The organism is Mesorhizobium yinganensis (assembly GCF_040081985.1).
Classification (GTDB): domain Bacteria; phylum Pseudomonadota; class Alphaproteobacteria; order Rhizobiales; family Rhizobiaceae; genus Kumtagia; species Kumtagia yinganensis.
In genome coordinates, this window is record NZ_JBEBMH010000022.1 from 17,528 (window position 1) to 41,421 (window position 23,894).

At 59.1% G+C, this 23,894-nt stretch carries 27 protein-coding genes and 1 pseudogene; 8 read left to right on the top strand and 20 right to left on the bottom strand.

The annotated features are described in order from the left end of the window. Positions 1-103: 103 nt before the first annotated feature. Entirely contained in the window at positions 104-892 is a 789-nt protein-coding gene (locus tag ABMA59_RS27560; RefSeq protein ID WP_349008575.1) for an alpha/beta fold hydrolase, read from the bottom strand. Between the two features lie 145 nt (positions 893-1,037). On the opposite strand from ABMA59_RS27560, the gene ABMA59_RS27565 reads away from it, so the two are divergent. Next, a complete protein-coding gene (locus tag ABMA59_RS27565; protein ID WP_349008576.1) occupies positions 1,038-1,508 on the top strand; it encodes a MarR family winged helix-turn-helix transcriptional regulator in 471 nt (156 codons plus the stop codon). Positions 1,509-1,531: 23 nt separating this feature from the next. Here the strand turns inward: ABMA59_RS27565 and ABMA59_RS27570 are convergent, their stop codons facing one another. Both ABMA59_RS27570 and ABMA59_RS27575 read right to left on the bottom strand, forming a co-directional pair. Next, entirely contained in the window at positions 1,532-2,311 is a 780-nt protein-coding gene (locus tag ABMA59_RS27570) for an SDR family oxidoreductase (RefSeq protein ID WP_349008577.1), read from the bottom strand. Beyond that, positions 2,308-2,631 carry a nuclear transport factor 2 family protein gene (locus ABMA59_RS27575; protein WP_349008578.1) on the bottom strand — a complete coding sequence of 108 codons (324 nt, stop codon included), beginning with the start codon at positions 2,629-2,631 and terminating at the stop codon, positions 2,308-2,310. The genes ABMA59_RS27570 and ABMA59_RS27575 overlap by 4 nt, the downstream gene beginning before the upstream one ends. 100 nt (positions 2,632-2,731) lie before the next feature. Between ABMA59_RS27575 and ABMA59_RS27580 the strand changes: the two genes are divergently transcribed. Then, positions 2,732-3,688, top strand: coding sequence for a LysR family transcriptional regulator (locus ABMA59_RS27580; RefSeq protein WP_349008579.1), 957 nt, complete (start codon positions 2,732-2,734; stop codon positions 3,686-3,688). Positions 3,689-4,259: 571 nt separating this feature from the next. Here the strand turns inward: ABMA59_RS27580 and ABMA59_RS27585 are convergent. Further along, entirely contained in the window at positions 4,260-4,895 is a 636-nt protein-coding gene (locus ABMA59_RS27585) for a DUF4339 domain-containing protein (RefSeq protein WP_349008580.1), read from the bottom strand. Positions 4,896-4,931: 36 nt separating this feature from the next. Next, positions 4,932-5,321: a hypothetical protein gene (locus ABMA59_RS27590; protein WP_349008581.1), complete on the bottom strand. Its 390-nt coding sequence runs from the start codon at positions 5,319-5,321 to the stop codon at positions 4,932-4,934. Positions 5,322-5,570: 249 nt separating this feature from the next. Here ABMA59_RS27590 and ABMA59_RS27595 point away from each other — a divergent pair, with 249 nt between their 5' ends. Next, the gene (locus ABMA59_RS27595) at positions 5,571-5,798 is read left to right on the top strand and encodes a helix-turn-helix domain-containing protein (RefSeq protein WP_349008582.1); all 228 of its coding nucleotides are present in this window, start codon (positions 5,571-5,573) and stop codon (positions 5,796-5,798) included. Between the two features lie 47 nt (positions 5,799-5,845). Here ABMA59_RS27595 and ABMA59_RS27600 read toward each other — a convergent pair whose 3' ends face one another. The 12 genes and pseudogenes from ABMA59_RS27600 to ABMA59_RS27655 all read right to left on the bottom strand — a co-directional run bounded on the left by ABMA59_RS27600 (position 5,846) and on the right by ABMA59_RS27655 (position 18,844). Next, positions 5,846-6,868 (bottom strand): hypothetical protein, encoded by a 1,023-nt coding sequence (locus ABMA59_RS27600; protein WP_349008583.1) that lies wholly within the window; start codon positions 6,866-6,868, stop codon positions 5,846-5,848. A 331-nt stretch (positions 6,869-7,199) separates the two neighbouring features. Further along, complete coding sequence (locus ABMA59_RS27605; RefSeq protein ID WP_349008584.1) at positions 7,200-7,475, bottom strand: hypothetical protein; 276 nt, start codon at positions 7,473-7,475, stop codon at positions 7,200-7,202. Between the two features lie 164 nt (positions 7,476-7,639). Beyond that, entirely contained in the window at positions 7,640-8,224 is a 585-nt protein-coding gene (locus ABMA59_RS27610; RefSeq protein ID WP_349008585.1) for a hypothetical protein, read from the bottom strand. Between the two features lie 84 nt (positions 8,225-8,308). Further along, entirely contained in the window at positions 8,309-8,695 is a 387-nt protein-coding gene (locus tag ABMA59_RS27615) for a DUF3768 domain-containing protein (RefSeq protein ID WP_349008586.1), read from the bottom strand. A gap of 69 nt (positions 8,696-8,764) precedes the next feature. Beyond that, complete coding sequence (locus tag ABMA59_RS27620) at positions 8,765-9,340, bottom strand: tyrosine-type recombinase/integrase (RefSeq protein ID WP_349008587.1); 576 nt, start codon at positions 9,338-9,340, stop codon at positions 8,765-8,767. Between the two features lie 657 nt (positions 9,341-9,997). Beyond that, entirely contained in the window at positions 9,998-10,249 is a 252-nt protein-coding gene (locus ABMA59_RS27625; RefSeq protein ID WP_349008588.1) for a hypothetical protein, read from the bottom strand. A 66-nt stretch (positions 10,250-10,315) separates the two neighbouring features. Further along, on the bottom strand, positions 10,316-11,947 hold the full coding sequence (gene groL / locus ABMA59_RS27630) for a chaperonin GroEL (RefSeq protein WP_349008589.1): 1,632 nt from the start codon (positions 11,945-11,947) through the stop codon (positions 10,316-10,318). A 59-nt stretch (positions 11,948-12,006) separates the two neighbouring features. Further along, positions 12,007-12,321 (bottom strand): co-chaperone GroES, encoded by a 315-nt coding sequence (groES, locus tag ABMA59_RS27635; RefSeq protein WP_349008590.1) that lies wholly within the window; start codon positions 12,319-12,321, stop codon positions 12,007-12,009. Between the two features lie 781 nt (positions 12,322-13,102). Beyond that, positions 13,103-13,663, bottom strand: a pseudogene (locus ABMA59_RS27640) (IS3 family transposase); the annotation flags it as partial. Positions 13,664-13,871: 208 nt separating this feature from the next. After that, the gene (locus ABMA59_RS27645; RefSeq protein ID WP_425475992.1) at positions 13,872-14,915 is read right to left on the bottom strand and encodes an HAD family hydrolase; all 1,044 of its coding nucleotides are present in this window, start codon (positions 14,913-14,915) and stop codon (positions 13,872-13,874) included. A gap of 57 nt (positions 14,916-14,972) precedes the next feature. Then, positions 14,973-17,024 (bottom strand): alkyl/aryl-sulfatase, encoded by a 2,052-nt coding sequence (locus ABMA59_RS27650; protein ID WP_349008592.1) that lies wholly within the window; start codon positions 17,022-17,024, stop codon positions 14,973-14,975. Positions 17,025-17,170: 146 nt separating this feature from the next. Beyond that, positions 17,171-18,844, bottom strand: coding sequence for an arylsulfatase (locus ABMA59_RS27655; RefSeq protein WP_425475995.1), 1,674 nt, complete (start codon positions 18,842-18,844; stop codon positions 17,171-17,173). Positions 18,845-19,318: 474 nt separating this feature from the next. Here ABMA59_RS27655 and ABMA59_RS27660 point away from each other — a divergent pair, with 474 nt between their 5' ends. Both ABMA59_RS27660 and ABMA59_RS27665 read left to right on the top strand, forming a co-directional pair. After that, positions 19,319-19,510: a response regulator gene (locus ABMA59_RS27660; protein ID WP_349008593.1), complete on the top strand. Its 192-nt coding sequence runs from the start codon at positions 19,319-19,321 to the stop codon at positions 19,508-19,510. A 171-nt stretch (positions 19,511-19,681) separates the two neighbouring features. Further along, positions 19,682-20,464 carry a hypothetical protein gene (locus ABMA59_RS27665; protein WP_349008594.1) on the top strand — a complete coding sequence of 261 codons (783 nt, stop codon included), beginning with the start codon at positions 19,682-19,684 and terminating at the stop codon, positions 20,462-20,464. 54 nt (positions 20,465-20,518) lie between these two features. Here ABMA59_RS27665 and ABMA59_RS27670 read toward each other — a convergent pair whose 3' ends face one another. Next, complete coding sequence (locus ABMA59_RS27670) at positions 20,519-20,800, bottom strand: hypothetical protein (RefSeq protein ID WP_349008595.1); 282 nt, start codon at positions 20,798-20,800, stop codon at positions 20,519-20,521. 209 nt (positions 20,801-21,009) lie between these two features. Between ABMA59_RS27670 and ABMA59_RS27675 the strand changes: the two genes are divergently transcribed. Next, positions 21,010-21,198, top strand: coding sequence for a hypothetical protein (locus tag ABMA59_RS27675; RefSeq protein ID WP_349008596.1), 189 nt, complete (start codon positions 21,010-21,012; stop codon positions 21,196-21,198). A 54-nt stretch (positions 21,199-21,252) separates the two neighbouring features. On the opposite strand, the gene ABMA59_RS27680 is transcribed toward ABMA59_RS27675, so the two are convergent. Continuing rightward, positions 21,253-21,534 (bottom strand): hypothetical protein, encoded by a 282-nt coding sequence (locus tag ABMA59_RS27680; protein WP_349008597.1) that lies wholly within the window; start codon positions 21,532-21,534, stop codon positions 21,253-21,255. A 12-nt stretch (positions 21,535-21,546) separates the two neighbouring features. On the opposite strand from ABMA59_RS27680, the gene ABMA59_RS27685 reads away from it, so the two are divergent. Then, positions 21,547-22,017: a hypothetical protein gene (locus tag ABMA59_RS27685; protein ID WP_349008598.1), complete on the top strand. Its 471-nt coding sequence runs from the start codon at positions 21,547-21,549 to the stop codon at positions 22,015-22,017. 45 nt (positions 22,018-22,062) lie between these two features. Next, positions 22,063-23,091 carry a toprim domain-containing protein gene (locus ABMA59_RS27690; protein ID WP_349008599.1) on the top strand — a complete coding sequence of 343 codons (1,029 nt, stop codon included), beginning with the start codon at positions 22,063-22,065 and terminating at the stop codon, positions 23,089-23,091. A gap of 91 nt (positions 23,092-23,182) precedes the next feature. Here the strand turns inward: ABMA59_RS27690 and ABMA59_RS27695 are convergent, their stop codons facing one another. Continuing rightward, entirely contained in the window at positions 23,183-23,794 is a 612-nt protein-coding gene (locus ABMA59_RS27695) for a cold-shock protein (RefSeq protein WP_349008600.1), read from the bottom strand. Positions 23,795-23,894: the final 100 nt, after the last annotated feature.

Genomic DNA, 23,894 nt, shown 5'->3' on the forward strand with positions numbered 1-23,894 from the left:
AATGAATGATCAGCCGGCGTGCCGGATTGCCCGCGAGAAATCCGGCACGGCGAAGGCAATTGTCTCGTCGATCCTGGTATGTTGTCCGCCGGGTGCGGACGAACTATCGCAACCCGATGGACCGCTCGCGAGCAGCGCCGTCGATCACGTCCGCGACGACTTTCGGCTGCGTCATGAAGACGGCGTGGCTTGCGGCGACCTCGGTAACCGTCGCTCCGATGCGCTTCGCCATTGCTTGCAGCATGCGTTGGTCGAAAGCCTTGTCGTCGGCGGCGATCACCGCCCAACTCGGCTTGCTCCGCCAGGCGGCATGCTCGAGCTTTGTCGCGAAGGCGGACATGTTGATCGGCACCTGGGAGTCCCGCATGAAAGCGGCATCCGCGTCCGTCGTGTCGTTGGCGAAGCCGACCTTGAATTTCTGGGGTTCCACGAAGCCAAAGCCGTCCGGGGTGGTCTCCAGGACAAATTCGGGCGGGGTCTGGTAGCCCTCATACTGCTGCGCTGTCGTCTCTCCGGCATCCGGAGACAATGCCGAAACGTAGACCAACCCCTCGACACTCGGATGAGTGCCAGCTTCGGTTATGACGGTGCCGCCCCAGGAATGTCCGACGAGGATCGCGGGACCTTCCTGACGGTCCAGGATGCGTTTGGTTGCGGCGACATCGTCCGCAAGCGAGGTCAGCGGGTTCTGGACGACCGACACACGATAGCCGCGACCTGTCAGTTCGTCATAGACGCCGCGCCAGCCCGAGCCATCAGCGAAGGCGCCATGCACAAGCACCACGTTCCGAACGGGCTGTTTGTCTGGGATTTTTTCGGCTGAGTGAGCGGAAGCTGCAGCCATGACCACCATCGCGGTCGCTGCAAGGAGGTTCGTCGTCTTCGTGGTCATGTTCGTATTCCTTTCGCTAGGCGCGATAACATTTATCGCAATATCTGTCTCCTATGCGTTGCGATGACGTCTGTCCAGCATAATCTTTATCGCGATATTCTTTTTTGCGATTGGGTGGGCTATATGGAGTCGAAGGAGAGCCGCCATGCCCGCTAAAAAACCCAACAACCCGGTGCCGCTGGACGACCAGCTTTGTTACGCGATCTACTCGGCCGGTATGGCGATCCAGCGCGTGTACAAGCCACTGCTGGACGATCTCGGGCTGACCTATCCCCAATATCTCGTGCTCAATGTCCTCTGGCGCGAGGACGAGCTGACCGTCGGCAACATCGCCGAAAGGCTCGCTCTGGAATCGAGCACCCTGACACCCTTGCTCAAACGCCTGGAAACGGCAGGCCTGTTGCGCCGAACAAGAAACCCCGCGAACGAGAGACAGGTCGTGGTCGCGCTGACTGATACGGGACGCGAACTCAGATCCCGCGCGGGCTGCCTTGCCGACGCCCTGCTTTCGTCCTCCGGACAAAGCCCCGCGCATCTCAACCAGATCAACCGCGATGTCAGGGGCCTGCGCGACGCCATCTATGGACATACTGGCGCCTGGAGCAGCATGGCCTGAGCCGGCAGACTCGTGCCGCTTCCCTACACTGTAGGCACCGTCCCTCCGTCGATGACATATTCCGCGCCTGTGATCGAAGCGGCGCGATCGGAGGCCAGAAAGCCAACGAGATTGGCGATTTCGTCGGGGCTGGAAGGGCGGCCGAGAGGGATTCCACCAAGCGCTGCCATGATGATCTTCTTGCCGCCTTCGACGTCGGTGCCTGCCTCGTCCGCGAGGCGTTGGGCTAGCTTGACGGAGGCCTCGGTTTCTATCCAGCCGGGCGATACGCGAACGACACGCACGCCTTTCGGCGACACTTCCTTCGAGAGGCTCTTGCTGTAGGTCGACAGCGCCGCCTTCGCTGCGGCGTAGGCCGTCGTGGCCTCCGGCAGAGGCAGCAGCCTCTGGATTGAGGAGACGTGGATCACAACACCGCTTCCCTGCGCGATCAGTCCCGGTACGAGTTCGCGGTCGAGCCTCACGGCGGGGAACAGGTTGAGGTCGAGTTCCTTGTGCCAATCGCTGTCGCCCAGCGCCGAGAACCCGCCCGCCGGCGCCGAAGAACCGCCGAGCATGTGGACGATGATGTCGAGGCCGCCCAACTGCTCCCTGGTGGCCTCGGCGACCGTGGAGCAGCCTTTGCTGGTGGTCAGGTCGGCAGCCACGAAAAAATCCGCCGAGGAGTTTGTGGGGACAGAGCGGGCCGTCGTCAGCACGCGCGCGCCGAGCTTGTGGAACAGGTCGACGGTTGCGGCCCCGGCGCCCTTCGTCCCTGACGTGATCAGGGCGCGCTTGCCTGCAAGGTTGAGGAAGTCGCTCATGCGCCGATCTCCAGCGCCGCGATCTTGTCGCCCGCGAGGTGGAACACGTAGGTGAGATTGGCGGGGCTGCCGGGAAACGCGCCGGTGACCTGGGCGATAACCTTGGTCCCATGCTCGTCGGACACTGCTTCGAGTGGCTCGGCGACGTGCCGATACCTGGCCTTCGCCCATTCCCACCAGCCGCTGATGGCATGGTGGCCGGAGTGGGCGCGGCCCTCGTCATGGACAGCGGCATTCGCTGCGAAGCAGTCCAGCAAAGCCTCACAATTGTTGTCTCGATCCGCTTCGAAATAGGCCTGTATCGCTTGGGGCAATTGCATGTCTCATCTCCTCGAGGAACTTACCGGTCCACAAGTAGGCGTATTCCGCTGTGCCGATAATTGGGATAAAGAGGGATGTCGGATTGCGAAAAGAGGGACAATGGTCAGGCCGGGTTTGCAAGATCTCGAGGCTGTCGTCGCCGTCGCCCGCAAATCCTCCTTCCGCGCCGCGGCACTTGAGCTGGGAATGTCGACGACTGCCCTGAGCAACGCGGTCGGCAAGCTGGAGGCCCACCTTGGTGTTCGCCTGTTCAATCGGACCACGCGCAGCGTGTCCCTCTCGGATGCTGGACGCCTGTTCGTGGAAAGCGTCGGCCCTGCCTTGCAGGAGATCCACGGCGCAATGGACGCGGCGCGCTCAAAACAAGCCGTGCCGACGGGAACGCTCCGCATCAATTCTTACGCGACCGCCGCGCGAGAAATCCTTTCTCCCCTGCTGCTGGAGTTCATCAGGCGTTACCCGCAGGTCCATATCGATCTGGTCACGGAAGGACGGCTAGTGGACATCGTCGCGGAAGGCTTCGACATGGGCGTACGCCGCGCCGATCTGGTCCCAAGCGACATGATCGCGATCTCGCTGGGTCGGCCGCAGAGAAATGTGGTCATCGGCTCGCCCGACTACTTCAGGCAGCACGGTACGCCTACAACGCCTACTGATCTTCTCCAACATCGCTGTGTCCGTGTCCGGCTGCCGAACGGCGCGCTGTTGCGCTGGCGCTTCGAGAAGGATGGGGAACCGCTGCTGATCGATGTGAACGGACCGATGACGCTCGATGAGGCGAGCCTCACGCGTGGTGCGGTGCTCGAAGGCGTGGCCCTCGGATACGTCATAGAGCGCGACGTGCGCGACGACATTGACGCAGGGCGTCTGGTCAGCGTTCTGCAAGAATGGATGCCACCCTCCAACGAGCTTTGCATTTATTACCCGGGTCGACGCAATCCATCGGCGGCGCATAGAGCGTTCGTGGAGATGGCGCGCGAACTGGCGGCTGCTCGCAACGGGACGAAATACGGCACCTATTCGCCGACTTTGCCTGTCACGGGGGGCTCTGCTTAGAAGATTATGTGGAGACCATGGATTGTAAGCAGCAGCATCTGCGTGCGAGTTCCTCCCGCGGCCGCTGGATAGTGGCACGGCGGTCGATCGCTCGCATATGCGGAGAGACGCTCGCCTTGAAGCAACTGCGAGCTTCTGAACATGGCGTATCTGGCTCATTAGCAACTGAGATCCGAATGCCCGCTTTGAACATTCAGATCGCATCGCGACCGACTTACAGGCCCGTAGCGGACGCTAGGACTGACGTCAGCAATGTCCGCTCCTGGGCGCAGGCGAGAATTGCCGCAGCGTCTGAAATGAGGGCGCAAAACGGACCCGGTGATTGATCGGTAAATTGCATCCCGTATCAGCCAAGCGCTTGGGGTAAGTAGCCCCAAATGTAAGCCCGAACAGCCTCAAGGGAACGGCGGAAATCCGCATCTGGACTGATGCATCTGGTTCTACAATTGCTCAGAAATGGGACCGTTTGTCAGCTGCGGTAACCCTTTCGGTAACTACACGTACACCGGTCGCTTCTAATTCCCGAGCCGTCACGACGGTCTGCTAAAACGGTCGCACATCGTCGGCAATTTCAGGAAAGGCGAAGGTGAAGCCGTAGATTGCCTGAATGGCTACGCAGGCGAGAAACAACCACAGATAGAAGTATGTCCCTTGGGTGACGACGGCGCCAAAAATAGGCTATCGGGGTCAACAGTACGAACGGCACGATGCGTCGCTTGCGTGGGTTCAATCCGCCTCGATCCAACGCTGAAGTGTCTAAGGCGGCAAGGATTATCTGTCCGAGCACGAACGCAATGCTACTCAAGCGCCAAAGCGACCCCTCGTACGGGGCGTATCCAGCGGCAAGGAAGGCGATGTCAGAGACGACCATCGCGATCGGCGAGAGAGCAAGAGTTATCGCATAAACCGGCGGCTCCTCGTCAGAAAGGGTTATCGCGTCATCGCGTCCCTCCCTCGTTTGTGGCCCAATGGAGACACCGGACGATGTTTCCTGGCTTCGACGAAGAATTGGCGGCGGGGTCAGCACATCACCCGGGTGGTCCGAAACCAATGCTGTCTCCCCCAGGGATCTCCACTGCGTGCCGAATTTGGGCATCCAGACCAAAGTGTCGGTGGACAGATATCCGCTATTGACCATGGCCTTGATTGCGTCTGCTGGTACAGGGCCCTGTGGCTTGTCATCCTTCGAATAGTACCATTCGGCCATAGCCGTCTCCATAGGCTCGTGTTTCGGATGAGATCTTTAGAAAGGGGCCTTTTCCAGAGGCCCTAGTTCGAGCTGGCGATCGTTTTCGAACAACTCCGGATCGCCGTAGCTCAGGCTTAGCTTCAGGGCAGTACAGGCCTCGAAACTCGCAATTGGCGGGTTCTCGGCAGTGAGCTTCTTCGCCACTGTCCACGCCTGATTTTTGATCCTGTCGGGAATGTCTACGGTCGACGACCCGAAGGCGCGGAGTAGCGTGGCAACATTGTCCGGAGAAAACGCCAACTCATTTCTGCTGCATTCTTGGGCGGCGCCGATGTAAGTGTAGAGCGTAATGAGCTCCATCATGAGGGGGTGGCTCTGCAACAATTCCGGCGAGATGCCGGCCTGCGCATAGCTACGCCCTTGTAAAGGTGTCGCGACCAGCAATTAGGGCGACAATTACTCTTACCCAGATCATCATTTCTCCCGTCTCTGTGACGTGTTGGAATGCGAAGGCCTTCGCCACGCTGGCGACTGATTCAATTAACTGCGATCAAGAGTGCTTTCGATCGATGGCTGGCGCGCTGCGACACATCAAACCGGCTCACAACGCGGGAGCGCTAAAAGCCACGCGGGATAAGCGATGTCGAGAATACTCCGTGGTGGAATACTCTACAATGTCGGTTTCTCGTGTCCATGGAGATACGTCAGATTCTGGCCAACAACCTGCGCCGTTATCGCAAAGCTGCGGGTCTTTCCCAGGAGGAACTCGCGCATCGTGCCGGCATCGATCGCACCTACATCAGCGCGCTTGAGCGCTGCCAATATGCGGCAGGTATCGATGTGGTCGATCGACTGGCTCGCGAATTAGACGTTTCAGCGTCCGACCTCTTAATGGCCACGCCGACAACGGAACGCGGCTAGTAGGTCGGTTTTCGGGGCCGCTCCTGGCACGAGTTGGAAGTTAAAGATCATGACCCAGCTGCGAGGGGTCCGAAAGACGAAGTCGAATCCGACAACAATGGTTTCAAAACCATGCGCGCGCAGCCATGGCCTACGGGGCAATGTATCTGCCGACAGGGCGCTTTGTCGTCCATGCGATTGCCGTTACAGATGTTCAGCTCGCTCCCGGCACAGAAGCGCCAAATCGCATGCTGGAGCTGACGGGGTGACATGGCGTTGGCACTCGACGTCGAACAGCCAAGTCTCGCTGCGAGATCCCGAACGATGCGTTCGCAGCCCTGGTTGCCGGCGCAGTGTTCGCCATACCGGTGCTCGGCGCAATAGACCCTCAAAATGCCGGTCCGATGCAAGTGATTGTGAACGAGTGAGTCGATGGCGACCATCGAGCTGCCGACAGACGTCCAGTCCTGTCGGCTGTTGCTGGCGGCCAGCAGGATAGTTGCCAGCATCATGCTTGCTAGCTTTCGTGAAACGCCGGTGATGCTGGTGAACAGCGCTAGGAGTGCCTCCCGCCCTGTCGTCACCGGATCCGGTTCACATTTGGCAATGGCCAGAATCTGATCGATGTACTGGACCAGGTCACCACCACAGATGTCGCGAATGAGCAGGTAGAGGGCAAAGGCTTGTTGGTTAAGGACGCCTTTCCTGAGCGGGAGCGTGGGGACCGGACATGAGGGGAGGGTGGCCATGTTGGCGCAGATATGTGACGATTTGCGGTATCCGCATGCCGAGAAGCTGTGAAAGCTCTCCAGCTTCGGGCAGCGCTCGGCCCCGGAGTGCTCGAGCATTCGTTGGATTTCGGACCATTCGGAGTTGCCGTGTTTTGCGACGAAGTTCTGGGCGACGGCATCCGAAATGCCTTGATAGCTGAAGCCATCCATCAGCGATCGATAGAGGACGGCTGTGTCGTGACGCTCAATGGCCTGGTCGAGAAACGAAGGTTCTGAAGCCCCTTGTTCGCGGCCGCGGTGGCGCGTGAAGGCAAGCAGGTTTGCGGCATGGCGGACGGCATCGTCGATGTTTGTAGTCATGGCTTGCACTCCATTTTTTGGACGATCCCGCGATGCGATGACGCGGCAGGACCCCGACGATAGTCACACCATAGCTCGGTGACGTATGCAACCCAAGGTGGTGTAGAAGGGCGGTCGACGTCATCCTATGGCGATTGCCTCTACTCGTTGTATTTCACCGTTTATGTCACGAGTTGGCCCAGAAGCCGTGGTCGAGTGCAATCGCAATGACCGTCGCAATTTGGCTGCGAGCACGACCAGGAACTGTCCCAGCGTCGTGCTCGACGTGAAGTGCTGTACGCGCGACGGGGGGATTGCAGGCAGCCTGGCTGCCGATTTGTTTCCGGGCCAACTACGTCGCGACGATCTCGATATCTTCCGCCTCGCAGCATTGCTTCCAGGTGTCGTAGAGGTTGCTCGATCGCTCGCGTTCGTCGCGGCCGTCATCACCCGACCAACTCACCGCTTCCTTCCAGCTGTCGAATACGGCGCCGTCGAATATGTAGCCACCGCCCTCTCGCCAGCCCGCGGCCGTGGCTGCTGCCCGGTAGGGATCCTTTGGCAGATCGCCGACAACCTCGTTCTTGTTTGCAGCGCTTTTGGGTTGTTCGTCGCCTTCTATCGGCATCGGGATGGTCCTTTCTCACAACTGATTTTGTTGATGGGTACGCACGCCCGAACACGCAAATTGCAGTCGGGCTGCGATGTTTGTCATCGTCGAAGACGTTTGCGTACTTGCCGGCTGCAATCTTGCTCTGATCATCAGAGCGCGCCATGAAGAGGGGAGTAGGGCTATGGCTCGCCGTCCCCGTTGAGCGCGACGCACCATAACCCGCTGTGCTGCAAGATGTACTGCGGTGGCGACTTGCTCGGCTCATAGGCCATTCGCACGTTGGCCAGCCGAATGCGCCGGTGAGTGCTGCTGTCGAACAGCGACATGTTCGATGCACCGATTTTGTTGACGACACTCCAGTGGTTCAGCTTGCCGGAGAAGCAGGCGATCACCGGCGTGCCATTGGCCGTCGCATGTTTGATGGCGCGGATCGCCTCCCGGCTTTTTGGTTTTGAACCGGGAGGAAACAGCCGAGCGATTGTCAAGGCGATCTCGTAGTCGTCGCGCATATGGTCGACAGCGGTTCGAATGAGTTTGGCGAATGGTTTTGTGCCTATACCCGAGGCGACCGCGCCTAGTGTTCGCTGATCATCGTCGAGCGAGCCTAGGAGGCTGTAGAAGAGTTCCTCCCAATCCGGTCGTCGAAAAGGTCTTTCGGCTTCGCCAAGCGCCAATCGGATCGAATTGATGATCGCGTAGACGCCACAAAGGCCGTCGAGATCGCCCTGCTTCAGGGGTTGGGGTTTATGGCGCGCCATCGGCAAGCCTCCGCCGTGCAACGCAACAGCGAGAGCCGGCCATTGCCCGGGCGCCGGGGATTGTGGTCAGCGCACCCGCCATGGCCGAGCTCAATACTCGTCAGCACGCATGACGGTCAGCACCCGCGATGTGACACTTGGGTCGGTCGGGTCCGACGAAGCGTACCGGCGTCGCTTGTCGTAGTAATCAATTTTCCAGATGATCCGGATGTCTTCGACCGTCATCACGGCGCAGTCATGCTCGCCATGAGGGTCATTATCCTCAGTGAAGTCCTTGAACTCGGCCACTGCGGTGAGGATGCGGCTCATAAACGTTGGGCCTAAACCAGAGATGCCCGGCGTTATCACCACGATGCCGCCCTGGTGATACATGCGTAGCGCATCGTTTAGTTGCCGTAGCTTGGCGGTGTTGGCATCAAGCAGCTCATTGATTTCGGCGACCGTCTTTTCGTCCCACGGCTCATTGTCTTTCGGCATGATGGGGTCTCCATAGAGGTTCTCGTTCGAAGTCAGATGCTGTCGAACTAAGTGTGTTCATGATTTGTTCTAAAGCAGCCGGACAAGCCGCCGCTGCGCATCGGTATCGCCGTCGATGTAGGCCTGTGTTGTCTTCAGCGATTGATGACCGGCAAGCTGCTGAACGTCGCGTAGCGAACCGCCAGCCCAATACACCAACCGAGCGGCATTGGTGATGAAGGTCCGTCGGCCGGAGTGAGACGAGCAGCCATCCAAGTCGCAGAGTGCGTACATTCGGGAGAACCAGTTGACCACGGTTCGAGCAGTCATGGCCCTACCGCGCTCTGACATCACAACCGGACCGTCCTGCCCATCAACGGCGGCTAATCGTGCCAATGCCTTCCGCAGGTCTCGATGCATCGGTACCCTACGGCCGCTGCCCTTCTTCGCCGCCCAATCCGGCAATTCAATCACGTGATTGATCTTGCGCTTTGGCGTGAGCACCATGCCCCATTGGAGCGATGCGATTTCGCAGGCGCGCAAACCAGCGCGAACGCTCAGCAGCACGATGACGACGTTTCGCTCGGGGTGCCGTGCACGGCCGGCGGCTTTGAGTAGTGTTCGCAGCTCGCCAGGCCGCAATATCTTGGCGGGTCGTCGTCTCATTGGATGGTTCCTGAAGGGTGATGGCTGGAATCAAAACGAGCGCCAAAGGGCGCCCGAGGTGGCACGTGGCTCAAAGCCAGCGTGAAGTCACTATAGCATTAACCAGCTCAAAATTCAAGCACAGGTTGTATATCCCCCATGAACGAACACGTCCTTTGTTCAATGCGTGACCAGCAGTTCGAATCCCACTCACTCCGCCAGTCGACTCAAAGACAACATTCTCCGCGCCGAATGGGAGCGCCTGAAACGGCGCAGAATTCCGGCTTTTTCGAAGAAAGCTGTGAACCAGACGAGCAGGGCGCAACCGCGGACTTTGCTCTGTCTTCGCGGAAATTCTCCGAAGCTGGGGACTTGGCAATTTTAGTACCCAGGTTCCCGATGCAGGAAATTCAAGGCCTTAGTGACTATCGTGAGTACCGCCGGTTTGGGTATCCTCCGGAGTGGCGAAAGTGTCAGAAATCGAAACCTCAGGACTCGTTTGTGAGAACTGCGGCATCAGTTCCATGCGCTGACAGGAGGTAGTGTAGATTCCACCCGCCTTACGTCTGCTTCGCACCTCCTTTCGGTCGTTCCCGAGTCTGGCTCGATGCCCCGAAAGCTGCCGATCCGGATAAGGACAAAAAGTCCCCGATGCTTGTTTTCCGATCCGACATCCCATCACCATGGCGACGGTTCCGCCTCGTATGCGACATCACGTGAGTTGCCAACTGTTGTCGTCAGTTGTTGCACCGCCAAGAACATCAGGGTCGACGCTCCCGTGCGCCGGTTCCAACCCGCGGATTCGGCCATGTCGAGCAAGCTAGTCATCAGCGGCTTCAATGCGCTGCGGCATTCGGATTCATGCCTAACGAAGTCCTTCGCGGGATGTGTCGGCGAAGGAACGGTTCCAAAACCGTGTGATGCGTTCATCGGCTTCCTCCTATCTCTTGAGATGCCCGCCCCTCACGGCCGAGGGGCGGGCAAGCTAGTCGATGATCAGAAGTCCATTCCGCCACCGCCCGGCATTGCAGGTACCGGCGCTTCCTTCTTTGGCTTCTCGGCCACCATCGCTTCGGTGGTGACGAGCAGGCCGGCAACGGAGGCGGCGTCCTGGAGGGCGGTGCGCACGACCTTGGCCGGGTCGATGACACCTTGGCTGTAAAGATCGCCGAACTCATTGGTCTGGGCGTTCCAGCCCCAGCCGAACTCGCTTTTCTCGCGCAGCTTCCCGACGATGATCGAGCCCTCGGCGCCGGCATTCTCGGCGATCTGGCGAACCGGGGTTTCGATGGCGCGGCGCACGATCTCGACGCCGGTCTTCTGGTCGGGATTATCGACCTGCACCGCATCAAGCGCCTTTGCGGCCCTCAGCAGTGCGACGCCGCCGCCCGGCAGAACCCCTTCCTCGACCGCAGCGCGCGTTGCATGCAGCGCGTCATCGACGCGATCCTTGCGCTCCTTAACCTCGACCTCGGTCGAGCCGCCAACACGGATGACGGCAACGCCGCCTGCGAGCTTGGCCAGCCGTTCCTGCAGCTTCTCGCGGTCGTAGTCGGAGGTGGTCTCCTCGATCTGGGCCTTGATCTGGGCGACGCGGCCCTGGATCTCCTCCTTCTTGCCGACACCGTCGACGATGGTGGTGTTCTCCTTCTCGATCACCACCTTCTTCGCGCGGCCGAGCATCTGCAGCGTCACGTTCTCCAGCTTGATGCCGAGATCTTCCGAGATCGCCGTGCCGCCGGTGAGGATGGCGATGTCCTCCAGCATGGCCTTGCGGCGATCGCCAAAGCCCGGCGCCTTGACGGCTGCGACCTTGAGCCCGCCACGGAGCCTGTTGACGACCAGCGTGGCAAGCGCCTCGCCCTCGACATCCTCGGCGATGATCAGCAGCGGCTTGCCCGACTGAACCACCGCTTCCAGCACCGGCAGCATCGCCTGCAGGTTGGACAGCTTCTTCTCGTGGATCAGCACATAGGGCTCTTCGAGCTCGACGCGCATCTTGTCCTGGTTGGTGATGAAGTACGGGCTGAGATAGCCGCGGTCGAACTGCATGCCCTCGACCACCTCAAGTTCCGTCTCGGCGGTCTTGGCTTCCTCGACGGTGATGACACCCTCGTTGCCGACCTTTTCCATGGCCTCGGCCAGGAACCGGCCGATCTCGGCGTCGCCATTGGCCGAGATGGTGCCGACCTGGGCGATCTCGTCGTTCTTCGTCACCTTGCGCGCATTGGCCTTCAGCTCGGCGATGATCGCATCGACCGCCTTGTCGATACCGCGCTTCAGGTCCATCGGGTTCATCCCGGAGGCCACGGCCTTGGCGCCTTCGCGTACGATCGCCTGGGCAAGAACAGTCGCGGTCGTCGTGCCGTCGCCGGCGAGGTCGTTGGTCTTCGAGGCGACCTCGCGCACCATCTGGGCGCCCATATTCTCGAACTTGTCCTCGAGCTCGATTTCCTTGGCGACCGTGACGCCATCCTTGGTGATGCGTGGCGCGCCGAACGACTTGTCGATGACGACATTGCGGCCTTTGGGACCGAGCGTCACCTTCACCGCGTTGGCGAGGATGTCGACGCCGCGTAGCATCTTCTCGCGGGCTTCGGTATGGAATTTTACTTCTTTGGCAGCCATTGGATCACTCCTTCAAATCTAGGCAGCTTTCATTGACTGGTTGACGTTCGAAAAAGCCGTCAAGCGGCCTTCTTCAGCGTGGCGGTCTGCTCGATCACGCCCATCACGTCGCTTTCCTTCATGATGATGAGGTCCTCGCCGTCGAGCTTGATCTCCGTGCCGGACCATTTGCCGAACAGGATGCGGTCGCCCGCCTTGACGTCAAGCGGCTGAAGCTGGCCGGCTTCGTTGCGTGCGCCGGGCCCGACGGCGATGACTTCGCCTTCCTGCGGCTTTTCCTTGGCGGTGTCGGGAATGATAATGCCGCCGGCCGTCTTTTCGTCGGCGTCGATGCGGCGGACCAGGATACGGTCATGCAATGGACGGAACGCCATGTCGTTCTCCTCATGGAAAAATAGATTTTGAGGTTCCTCCGCACCCGACCGGCAATATCGGTTCGGTGCGGGGTGCGCCGACCCCTCTCAGGCATCGCGCGAATATCGAGCTAGTTTTGCGATTTTGGGGTTTCAAGAGCTGCAACAAAATTTTTTAGCACTCGCTCGATAAGAGCGCTAGCGTTCTGAAAACGTTGGGACCAAACGCCGATCTCCATCACGCAAGAGGCTTGAAAGTTCCCAAGCGATCGAACAAAATGCGTGATAATCCGTGCGCGTTCGCACGAGAGTAATTGGAGCTTCGAAACGGCAGAATTCGACTGGAGGTAACGATGTCGCGAACAGACTTTTCGACAATCATCCCTTCACTCGCACCGGAATCAAATGATCCCGCGCTCGACCGGCTGTTATCGCCTGCACGGCACTACAAACACCCTGACGATGTCGTTGGAGACGCCACTCTCGAGCTGACTGAAAAGCGCGCCATCCTTTCATCATGGGCCTCATACGCCTGCGCCGTCGAAATCCATGCCCGCACTGCTTCGCCTGTACGGCGCCCAGCAGCCGATCACTTTTGACGCCATCATGAATGCCCTTCGCCGGGCTCGACCGTTTCGGTTCGACGGTCGACGGGGATGGGGAAGTGAGCCGTGGCCTTGAACGACAGCGTTTGGATGCTTGAGTGAGAAGAGGAGAAGGTATGACGGCGATCGTGAGCCGTAAGTTTAGGCTGCAAATGGAGGGCTACTGGCCTGCTGCGGGTTTTTGGGACACCGAGATAAGCTAACATAACTTGTTCCTCGAACTCGATGGGGCTCAGATAGCCTAATGTCGAGTGCCTTCGCCGAGGATTGTAGAAGCGCTCGATGTAATCGAACACATCCGCCCTGGCGTCGTCCCTCGTCCTGTAGCCCTTACGGGCTGTCCGCTCGGTCTTGACCGACGGGAAGAAGCTCTCCATCGCAGCATTGTCCCAGACGTTGCCCGACCGGCTCATCGAGCAGGTGATGCCGTGATCGGACATCAGGCGCTGGAACTGGTCGCTAGTGTATTGGCTGCCCTGGTCGGAGTGGTGCAGCAGGCTGTCGGGCTTGCCTCTCCTCCAGATCGCCATGATGAGAGCGTCGGTGACGAGTTGGGCTGTCATCTCTGTCTTCATCGACCAGCCGACGACGCGCCGTGAGAACAGGTCGACGACGGCCGCAACGTACAGCCATCCTTCGGCGGTCCAGATGTAGGTGAAGTCAGCGATCCATTTCTGGTTCGGGGCCGATGCCTCGAAGGCGCGATCGAGGAGGTTGTTCGACACGACCGCTCGCTCGCCTGTGTCCTTCGGCAGGCCAAGGACTTCGAGAAGACCATCGAATCCGCCGAGGCTTGGCTCCTCGTCGCCCATATCCGCCTCCTCACACGAAGGCTCGCAAGGCATTGCAATCCTTGACACCTTTTTGAGTCAGACTCTAAGACGGCTAACAGTATTAGTCGCGTTGCCCGTCACTGCGCGACCCGTTGTCCTTCAACGAGGACCGCCGATCGCAAAGCCTATCCGGCTACTGCCCTATTGCGAAGATCTTGCCCCAATCCTTCTTCATGCTGATCACGACCCAGCCATCCTTCATGGCTTCGTCGTAGAGTTCCTGCGTGAATGCACCGACCCTGGTGTCAGGCAGCCCTTGGGCGGGCCCATAGGCGTATTCGCGCTCGGAATCGTCGTGCAGGACCAGCATTGCGAGCCGAGGGCCGTCGCCTGCCTCAGTGTATTCAAGCATCTGCCTGTCGCCGGTCGAGTTCCCGACTGCGATAATAGGTCGACGCCCGATCATCAAATGGATTCCTTCGGGTTTGCCGGCGTTGTTGTCGTTGAGAAGCAGCTTAGGCTCCTTCGTAAGGATCGGCTTGCCGTCCTTGCCGTAGGTGTAGTTTGTTCCGCCGGCCGTTCCTACCACTTGCTCCGGCGGAATTCCGTAGGCCGTCTCCGAGTAGACGCGGACGAAATCCTGGCCGCCGCCGGTCACGATATAGGTCTTGAATCCATTATCGCGCAGATAGCCTAGAAGTTCGTTCATCGGTTTATAGGTCAGATCGGTGTAAGGTCGCTTCCAGCGAGGGTCCTTTGACGATGCAATCCACTTCTGAACCTCGGCTTGAAACTGCTCGACGGTCATACCGGAGAGGGTAGCGGCGAGCAGCTTTTCGAGTTCCTCCATAGGCAGCTTGGCGATCGCTGCCCTGTCGCCGGTCAGGACCGTCTTGAAAGGCTCGACGTCCTTTAGTTCGGGCTTTTCCGCGACCAAGGACGGAACACGGTCCAGACAATAAATGACCTGGCTATACATTGGATGCTCTACCCAGAGCGTCCCGTCCTGGTCGAAGGTTGCGATGCGCTCAGCGGGCGGGACAAAGGTCGCGCTGCCCTCTTTCGTCGTGTCCGCCACAAACTCGACGATCGCGTTTTTCGTCGCCGTGTCATTCCAGGAGGGCAGCGGGTTTTCCTGCGCCTGCGACAAAAGAACAGTGAAGGCCATTACGGCCGGAACCGCTATTGCGGCATGCAATGATCGGCGGCTGAACCAGAATATGTGTTGATCACTCATAGCGGTCTCTTGGCCATTCGGACTTTTCTATGATTGCGCTCAAATTACGGGAAGCGTCTATTGTCCCTCGTAATATGTCGCGTCATCCAGGAATACTTCTGGATTCTGTGATGGCGCGACCGCCTTCTTGGTGCCAGGCAAAACCTCAAACCAGTTGTCAAACTTGGCCATTGTCGAGGCAAGCTGCGCCATCACTTGCAGATTGCCGTCCATTTTGGCTTTCCCAGCGGCAACCTTTTCCGCCAGCTTGGCCTTACCGATCATCACATCTTCCAGTTCGCGGCGATCGATCGTAATTGTCAGGTCTGCATCGTTGACCTGGAAGCCTGAGACTGTCGTCAGCGTGGCATTGCTCATCTCAACCACAAATTTCTCGCCATTGTCTGGCGTCAAGATGTTGATCTTGAACTTCATCCCCTCGGCCTTACGGCTGTCCATCTGGATGCCGAGATAATTGAGGAATAGCAGCGTACTCGTGCCGCGCACGAAGTCGGGGCTTCCGGCTTTCGGCGCCTTTACGGCCACTATACCGTCCCGCAGTTCCTTGGCGCCGGCCAGGAAGCTGTTACGGAGGCTCGGACTTTCAAACTGGTAGCCCATCTGCTCGTAGGTGTCGGCGAGCAGGTCTTTCGCGTCCTGGTTCTCTGGTTCGGCGTAAACCAACTTATTGAGTATTTCGGTGGCGAGGCGGTATTTCCCCTGATTGTAGAGTTCACTTGCCTTCGCCATCACCTTCGCGCCGCCACCCATCATCTCAATGTACAGCGGTGCCGAATCTTCGGGCGAAAGTGGGACAAGGGTTGCAGGGTTGAGGTCCCAGAACCCGAGGTAGCGCTGGATCACGGCTCTGCTGTTGTGCAGGTAGGACCCATGATAGGCGCGGGTGTACCAAAGAGCCTGCAGACTTTTGGGCGGCGCGTAGACGTTATGAATCTGGTTGATCGTCACGCCGGTGTTGGCCAAATGGAGGACCTGGTTGTTCAAGTTCGCATACATGTCTCGTTGTCCGCGCATCACCTCTGTGATCCGCTCTTTCCCCCAACGTGGCCAACTGTGCGATGCGAACATCACATCTGCCTGGTCGCCAAAACGGTAGAGCGCCTCGTTGATGTATTGCGACCACGCCAATGCATCACGCACCGGTGCGCCTCGCAGCGTGAGAATGTTGTGCTGGCCGGCGACGATATTCTCAGCGGCCCAGAATGCCTTGAGGTCCGGAAACCAGGTGTTCATCTCCGCAGGAGCCTCGGTGCCTGGCGTGTTCTGGAAGACCATTCGCACCCCGTCGATGGTCAGTTCCTCAATTGGCTGTTCGATGCTTCTGGTCGGAGGCAGAATGCCGACATCGCCGCTGGCGGCCGATTTTCCAATCGATGCATCGACCTGGCCATAGGGGTTCGTCGGAATAAGGTCGCCGTAAGTATAGGTCTTGCGACGGGTCATTACGTTGCCGGCGTAGAGATTTTCGGCGATGGCCTCGTTCATGAACCCGGACGGAGCAATAATCTCTACCTTGCCCGCTGCAAGCGCAGCGTCATCCACGACCCCTCGTATTCCGCCAAAATGATCGGCATGCGAGTGTGAGATAATCACAGCCACCACAGGTCTTTCACCGAGCTTGTCGTTCACAAATTTGAGTGCGGCGCGGGCAGTCTCCTTGACAGTCAAGGGGTCGATCACGATCCAACCGGTGTTGCCCTTGATGAAGGAGATATTCGCCAGATCAAAACCGCGGACCTGGTAGATACCGGGAACAACCTCGAATAATCCATACTCCATGTTGAGCACGGCTTGACGCTCAAGCGACGGATGGATGCTGTCGTAGTCCTTTCCGCTCAGGAGGAAGGCCCACTTGTCAATATCCCAGGCGACGTCGCCCTTGTCGTTCATGATCTTGCGGAAAGATGGCGCAGCGATAAAGCCCCGCTTGGCCTCCTCGAAGTCTTGCTTGTCAGATAAAGGCAAGACTCGCCGCTGCTCTTGTTGCGCCTCGATTGTAAATTGCGAAGGCATTTTCCCTTTTGCGTTGAAATGGGTCGCCTCTTGCGCGTCCGAAGCGCTTGTCAGCCCGGCGGCGATGGTTGCTGCAAGCGCAAGCCAAAGTTTCATCGATCTAATCATCTGAAGCCCCTATGACATGTTGGCTCAACCAGGCACCTAGTGCAGAGGAATGCTTTCGACAGGCCCGCTTCGAAGAGCGGGCACCTGTTTGGGTGCCCGTCCATCGCGGTATTTAAAGCGTTGCTCGTGGTGCCTCAGTCGTGACCTGCCTTCATATCTTTGACCTGCTGCATTACCTGCTCCAGATTGTAGCTTGCAGGATCCTGAAGCGGCGGGAAGGGAATGTAGGTCTCGAGATGCTTCAGCCACAACTGCTGGCCGATCGGCAGGATGTTCCAGTCATAGACGTAGGCGGTGGACGGAGACGCGATGGCGCCGCCCATACCGAACAGCGTCTTGATCTGCTGTCCGACCGAGGTCTCGAACGGATCGCGCTTGATGTTGACGACTTGCGTCCACGAGTACGGCATCACCCCGTTTATGAAGCCAGCCGGATCGTCGGATACCATGGCGAAGTACATCTTCCAGTTCTTGTAGCGGACCGCCGAGGGCTCCTTGCCGGAATAATACAGGAAAGAGTCGCGCGCGGATGGCGCCTTGCCTTCCAGGAAGTCACGCTGATCGATTCCGTCGAGCGTGGTCTTGACGATCCCGGGATATTGGCCCGCCTCGATCTTTTTCTTCAGTTCGTCGCCCTTCGGGCCGCCGGCGATGTTCACGAGCGTTGGCACCCAGTCGAGCGAGGCGAAGATGTCGTTCTTGACCGTGCCGGGCTCGATGTGCCCCGGCCAGCGAACCACAAGCGGAGCACGCATGCCGCCTTCCCACGTGCTGAGCTTGCCGCCCTTGAACGGCGTCACGCCTCCGTCGGGGAAGGTGATCGTCTCGGCGCCATTGTCGGTGGTGAAGACGACGATGGTGTTGTCGAGTTCGCCCATTTCCTCCAGTTTCTTCAAGACGTAGCCGATGTTGTCGTCCATCTGCTTCATGCCGGCTTCGTTCATGCCCCAGTCCTTGCCGCCGGGCTCGCCGATCATGTTCAGATATTTGTCGGGCAGCACGGTGGTGATGTGCATGCGGGCCGGGTTGTACCAGACGAAGAACGGCTTCTTGGTCTTTTCCGGGTCGTTGCGGTCGAGGAAGTCGATGACCTTGCCGGAAATCTCCTCGTCGATCGTCTTGGAGCGCTCCAGCGTCAGCGGCCCCTCGTCCTTGCATGTCTGGTTGGCCGGCGACCCGTCGGAGGACGTACAGGCGAGCATCGGACGCGGCGGCGTCAGGCAGGTCGTGGTCTTCGGGTCCACGGCCGCCGGGTCTTCCGTCAGGCCGGGGATCGGCGTGTTTCTGCAAGGCGGCGCGATCCCCTGCTCGGTCGGGGTCTTGTTGATGTCGGGGAAGCTCACCCCCTGCATGGCGTCGAGGTGATAGAGATAGCCCCAGAATTCCTGGAACCCGTGCGCCGTCGGCAGGGATTCGGTGGTATCTCCGAGGTGGTTCTTGCCGAACTCACCTGTCGAGTAGCCGAGATCATTCAGGAATCTGGCGAGGTGGGGGGTGCCGGCCCGGAGGTAGGACGGGCTTCCGGGAATTTCCGGCAGGACCATGCCGACACGCACCGGCTGCATGCCGGTGATGAACGCGGTCCGCCCCGCCGTGCAACTCTGCTCGGCGTAGTAGGTCATGAATTTCGCACCCTCTTTGCCGATGCGATCGATGTTGGGTGTTTCGCCCACCATCAGACCCTGATGATAGATGCTGGGCTGCATCCAGCCGATATCGTCACCCATGATGAACAGGATGTTGGGCCTTTGCGCTTCCTGGGCCTGTGCCGGCGTATAGGCACTGCAGAGCATAGTCGCAGCAGCCATTGCCCCGATTGCGTAACTGAGGACTTTACGACTCATTTCCTTCTCCTCCGATTGCCGATGAAAATGCCTGCCTCCCGCTGTTCCCCGATATCTGCGTGCGTGCTCCCCGCCCCTACTTCCGTTTGACGTAACGGTAGACCATCGAAGCGATCTTCATATTGTCCTTTGGGGAAACGGCACGATTTAGTTCAATTTTAGCCGGTGTACTTTCGATACACCGCGAGCGGAGTCGAACTCCGCAAGCTGTCGTAGTTATCTGCAACTACAAAGGGAATGGAACAATGAGAGCGAGCAAAAGTCAAACTGGAAATTCTCTGTTCCCTAAAGGTCAATATCGAGCCCAGCCGATTGCATCGAACGGCTGCTGAGCGCGCACGGTTATCAGACCCAAGGATACGCATCGGCAGAGACATTTCTGAAGGAAGCCGTCACAACCACAATCGGCTGCTTGTGCTCGATACCCATCTCCGTCAGATGTCCGGAATTCAGTTAGGGCGGCGATGGTGGAGCGCCGGTTCAGGCTTGCCTGTCATCTTTATCACTGCCATCGATGACGATGCCGTCGAAGCAGAAGCCCGTGAAGCCGGTTGCCTAGCATATCTTCACAAGCCGTTCGAAGCCAAGCTTCTGCTGTCCGCCGTCGGCTGGGCTATGTCGGAGGCATAGAAGATCGAAGAATGTGTATCGATCCGGTCACACCCGGGCATAATCAGCCTTCGAGGCAACAACCGGCCCATATGGCCAATGTCGGTCGGTCAAACCTGAGGTAGTCTGTGTCGTTTCGGGCGAATGACTTGTCATGGTCCTGCGGAGGGACAGTTGCAAAAACGATCCCCAATGAAAATCATGTTACTCTGCCTACTTGTCAGCACCTCATTCGCACTCCCGGTTCGCGCCGCCGATGTCATCTCGGCGACTGCGCCCGATGCACAGCCCATCGCTACCGAGGATTGGACCTTCTCCGTCACTCCCTATTTCTGGGCGGCTGGCCTTTCAGGCGACACGAGACAATTTGGACTTCCGGTCATCCACATCGACGCGGATTTTGGCGACATCCTGAACAATCTGGATTTCGCGGCGATGGCGATCGCCGATGCACGATACGGTCGCTACAGCATCTTCGGAGATATTATCTACACAAGGCTCTCGGCGGGCGCCGACACGCCGCGAGGCATACTCGCCTCGAACGTCGACGTAGCGTCGGAGACGTTTGCCGGATTGGTAGGGGCTGGCTACTCGCTACTCGAAGGCCCTTCCGGGCGCCTGGATGTCGTGGGCGGCATCCGAGTCTGGTCGGTGGATACGAATCTTTCCTTCAACGGCGGCCTTTTGAACGGCCGATCCTTTAGCGACGGCGCGACCTGGGTCGACGGTCTCGTCGGTGTCCGGGGCAACTACTCGTTCACGCCGCAATTCTATTTCACAGGCTGGGCTCTGGTCGGCGCCGGCGGCGCCGACATCGACTGGGACGTCGCCGGCGGACTGGGCTACCGGATCAACGACCGTTTTTCGGCAACGCTCGGCTACAGGGCATTAGGCGTGGACTACAGCGACGACGACGGGTTTCTGTTTGATGCAGTGCAGCAAGGTCCAATAATGGGGATGACCATCCGCTTCTAGTTTTGACCGGGCGGTGCGGGACGCCGGCAGCTAAAGGCCCAAGTGGGCGCTGTGTCAGATCTGGTTTACGCCCTGAAACGCGCCTGTGGGTCCGAAGCGACACAGGAAAGTTCCCGCCGTGTCGTCGTCGTTCGGCAAAGTCCATGTGCCGCGAATCGTGGTTCCGTTCGCCCCCGCGACGGGATTGTCGGCTGAGATTTCTCCCAGGCTCACTCCTGTTTTACTGGCAAACTGGGCGCGGCAGAAGTCGGACATCTGACCTGCCGACACCACTTGCCCAGTGGCTACCGAAGCATTCGTACCGGGGGAGCCCTGGCATCCGGCCAGCGTGATCAAGGAGAAAACGCCTGCCGAAAGGTAGCTTTTCCGTCTTATAGACATTTGGCTCTCTCCGCGGATACCGGCCAATGCCATGTTTGTGTTTTTTTGGAACCACGATCGGTATGCAGACCCGTGCCGCCTTTCGGCACCGATATCACGAAGATGATGATTGCCCTTTTTCGTGCCCCTCCGCAACAACTAGAACGTGATGGATTTTCCCAGTTTTGCTTGGCTTGAAGCCCGATGTGAAGGCGGCGTGGCTCGACGCCCGCTACCAGGAGGTGAAGCGTAGCGCACTCGAAGAGATGCGCTCCCGCTACAAGGTCGTCGTCGTGCCTTTGGATCAGAGCGATCTCAGCGACCTGAGAACTCCGGGCGCCGCGGGCACCGCCCAGGAGCCGATCTCGCAATGAGCCTCGCCGCACGATCCTGCCCGGCGGTTATTCGATATTCGTTGGATGCTTCAGTTATGCTGCCCCGACGTAGTTGCATATCGCCAGCATTCGCCTTTGAGCATCCCATTCATCGGGCAGGCTCTTGAGCGAGATATCCACGGCGATGATTGTCGGCGCCCGCCCATCGAGCACTGCCTCGACGATATCGGGTGCGAGAAGCGTGAGCCGCAGCAGGCGGCTGATGTAGGAGCGGTTGATCTTCTCGGCGACGGCGATCTCGTGGGCCGTTGCGTAGACGCCGGTCTCGGCGAGACGGAAATCCTCGCCGTGCAGGCCGATGACGATGATCTCCACGCTGAGTTGGCGATGATCGACGAGAATCTGTGCCGGGCCGAACTGTCGCCCATCGACAGGGCCAAGAGTACGGCCAGGCGCAAGGCAGTTTATGAACTTCTAAACCCTGAGGCCAAGGCTGGTACCGCGGGCGCAATTGGAAGCAATGCTGCCCAGGGTATCGTTGCCGGCGCAACAGTCCCGGCGATTGTGCAGGTATGGGCGGTTGAAAGCGGCCAGCGTGGACGCACAACAATCCAGCTGATTGTAAACCGAACGCCGGTAGTGGCTGAGATATCCCTCTATCCAGGCGGCGATGCTTACCTGAGAGCTGGTGGGCTTTACTGCGGCCTTGGTCAGGTCGCCAAAGGCGCCTACCAGGTGACGATCGCCATCACCACGCCGGCCATCGCGCTGGTCAGCGACGGGAAGACGCCGGACCTGACGCCGTTTGGAGGGACAATCGGCAACACCGTCGGTCCCGCTTTGCGACGCGCGCATTGACCGATCAGCAAAGGAGTATCGATCAAGGACGCGGCCTTTGCCGTCATGGAGGAAGCGTATCTCAAGGCCAGCGCCGGCGGCAAACTACCTGCCAACGCCCGACAGATCATGTATGCCGCGCGGCCGTTCATTCTCGAACAAACTGGACTAAACAAGCTCAACGACGCCTACTTCACCCAGGCGCTCCTCCCCACCTTCATGGACGAGCATCCCGATCTGACGGAGAATTGGGATGTGGTTTACGATGCCCGCGGTCACCTGATCGAGCCGCATACCGGTCACAGTCTGCCGCTCGGCACCCTCCATGTCCGCGAGTATCTGCAACGCCGGCCGCGGACGAGCAATGGTTCGCTGCTCTCGACGGCCGCAGGGCTCCATCCCACTACTGGCCCCGGCGACCGCTATGGTGCGGTCCTGTTCATCGAGAAGGAGGGGTTTGAGCCACTGTTGCGCGCCGCACGTATCGCCGAGCGGTTCGACATCGCCATCATGTCCACCAAGGGAATGTCGGTCGTCGCGGCACGGGCGCTGGTCGACAGGCTGTCGGCGAAGGGCATAATAATCCTCGTGGCTCACGACCTAGACGTCGCGGGAATCCGCATTTTTGGAACGCTCGGCGCTGACAGCAGCCGATACCAGTTCCAAAACAAGCCCGACATCCACCGCCTTGGGCTGACCTTTGAACAGGCTGATGCAATGAATCTGCAGGCGGAGCGCCAGGAAATTCAGGGCGAACACCGTCGCGTGCTCGAAGGTCTGAAAGCGCACGGCGCAAGCAATGACGAGTTAGGATTCATCGCCGGTGGCTCGCGCGTCGAGTTGAACGCCATGCCCTCCGACCAGTTTATCGCTTGGATCGAACAGGGCCTGATCAAAAACGGCGTTCATAAAATCGTTCCGTCGCCGGAGATCATCGAAGCGCACGCGCGTCAGCTGCTAGGGCTGCGTCATCTTAGCTTGCATGTTGCCGACCTCGAACAGTCTGCCCGCGATCATGCTGCCGGTGCCAAACTGCCCGACGACCTTGCCGAACGTATCCGACATGGATTTGAACGGGATCCGACACTGCCATAGGAAGATGCGCTGGGTGCGGCGGTCGCCAGCATGGTGGGCGACGAGTAGTCATCCCTGTGATGCACGCGCAACCCTTGTGCGTTCGCCCGCGTCAGGCCGGTCGAATGGTTCGGGTCTCCAGACCCTTGCTGCCTTGGCCGTAGCTGATGTTCACTCGCTGGCCGTCGGTAAGTGGACTCATCCCCGCGCGAGTCAAGGCGCTGGCATGGACAAAGACATCAGCCTTATCTTCGCCTAGACTGATGAATCCAAATCCTTTGTCCGGATTGTACCACTTGACTGTGCCTTCGCCTGTCTGGTCGGCAGAGGTCGGTTGGGTCGGAAGATTAGCAACGGAGCGAGTTGACGGTCGCCGTGGCGGTGGATCGACCGCTGCGGCCACTTCAAGCACTTGGCAAACCTGTTTGCCCTTGGGTGAGTCTTCGAGAATGACTTTCAACCGGGTGCCCTGTGTAGTGCTAGGGTGACCTGCGCTTTCGAGCGACCGGATGTGAAGAAACGCCTCGGAACCGTCGACGGTCCTGACGAATCCAAACCCTTTGTCCGGATTGAACCACAGAACCTCAGCGTCAACTGCAGGCGCAGGGTTGGGGCGCGCAGGCCGCTGGAAGTAACTAGGCTCTGCAGCCGAGTCGGGAAACGACGGCTCGGCATTGCTATCAAAGCCACGTTTCCGGTCGCGGTGATTTCCTCGGCTTCCCATGGGTCTCTCGGTTTGGCGCGGCAGGGCGTTGAGATACCACCGAGGTGGTCCGGCATCAAACGTTCAAATTCATCGATGGTTCTGCCTATGCGGAGCGATT

Excerpts from the sequence above, each read along its gene's own strand:
- ABMA59_RS27560 (WP_349008575.1), bottom strand. The coding sequence starts at position 892 with ATGACCACGAAGACGACGAACCTCCTTGCAGCGACCGCGATGGTGGTC.
- ABMA59_RS27565 (WP_349008576.1), top strand. The coding sequence starts at position 1,038 with ATGCCCGCTAAAAAACCCAACAACCCGGTGCCGCTGGACGACCAGCTT.
- ABMA59_RS27570 (WP_349008577.1), bottom strand. The coding sequence starts at position 2,311 with ATGAGCGACTTCCTCAACCTTGCAGGCAAGCGCGCCCTGATCACGTCA.
- ABMA59_RS27575 (WP_349008578.1), bottom strand. The coding sequence starts at position 2,631 with ATGCAATTGCCCCAAGCGATACAGGCCTATTTCGAAGCGGATCGAGAC.
- ABMA59_RS27580 (WP_349008579.1), top strand. The coding sequence starts at position 2,732 with ATGGTCAGGCCGGGTTTGCAAGATCTCGAGGCTGTCGTCGCCGTCGCC.
- ABMA59_RS27585 (WP_349008580.1), bottom strand. The coding sequence starts at position 4,895 with ATGGCCGAATGGTACTATTCGAAGGATGACAAGCCACAGGGCCCTGTA.
- ABMA59_RS27595 (WP_349008582.1), top strand. The coding sequence starts at position 5,571 with ATGGAGATACGTCAGATTCTGGCCAACAACCTGCGCCGTTATCGCAAA.
- ABMA59_RS27600 (WP_349008583.1), bottom strand. The coding sequence starts at position 6,868 with ATGACTACAAACATCGACGATGCCGTCCGCCATGCCGCAAACCTGCTT.
- ABMA59_RS27605 (WP_349008584.1), bottom strand. The coding sequence starts at position 7,475 with ATGCCGATAGAAGGCGACGAACAACCCAAAAGCGCTGCAAACAAGAAC.
- ABMA59_RS27615 (WP_349008586.1), bottom strand. The coding sequence starts at position 8,695 with ATGCCGAAAGACAATGAGCCGTGGGACGAAAAGACGGTCGCCGAAATC.
- ABMA59_RS27620 (WP_349008587.1), bottom strand. The coding sequence starts at position 9,340 with ATGAGACGACGACCCGCCAAGATATTGCGGCCTGGCGAGCTGCGAACA.
- ABMA59_RS27625 (WP_349008588.1), bottom strand. The coding sequence starts at position 10,249 with ATGAACGCATCACACGGTTTTGGAACCGTTCCTTCGCCGACACATCCC.
- groL (WP_349008589.1), bottom strand. The coding sequence starts at position 11,947 with ATGGCTGCCAAAGAAGTAAAATTCCATACCGAAGCCCGCGAGAAGATG.
- groES (WP_349008590.1), bottom strand. The coding sequence starts at position 12,321 with ATGGCGTTCCGTCCATTGCATGACCGTATCCTGGTCCGCCGCATCGAC.
- ABMA59_RS27645 (WP_425475992.1), bottom strand. The coding sequence starts at position 14,915 with ATGAGTGATCAACACATATTCTGGTTCAGCCGCCGATCATTGCATGCC.
- ABMA59_RS27650 (WP_349008592.1), bottom strand. The coding sequence starts at position 17,024 with ATGAAACTTTGGCTTGCGCTTGCAGCAACCATCGCCGCCGGGCTGACA.
- ABMA59_RS27655 (WP_425475995.1), bottom strand. The coding sequence starts at position 18,844 with ATGGCTGCTGCGACTATGCTCTGCAGTGCCTATACGCCGGCACAGGCC.
- ABMA59_RS27660 (WP_349008593.1), top strand. The coding sequence starts at position 19,319 with ATGTCCGGAATTCAGTTAGGGCGGCGATGGTGGAGCGCCGGTTCAGGC.
- ABMA59_RS27665 (WP_349008594.1), top strand. The coding sequence starts at position 19,682 with ATGAAAATCATGTTACTCTGCCTACTTGTCAGCACCTCATTCGCACTC.
- ABMA59_RS27685 (WP_349008598.1), top strand. The coding sequence starts at position 21,547 with ATGATCGACGAGAATCTGTGCCGGGCCGAACTGTCGCCCATCGACAGG.
- ABMA59_RS27690 (WP_349008599.1), top strand. The coding sequence starts at position 22,063 with ATGGAGGAAGCGTATCTCAAGGCCAGCGCCGGCGGCAAACTACCTGCC.
- ABMA59_RS27695 (WP_349008600.1), bottom strand. The coding sequence starts at position 23,794 with ATGGGAAGCCGAGGAAATCACCGCGACCGGAAACGTGGCTTTGATAGC.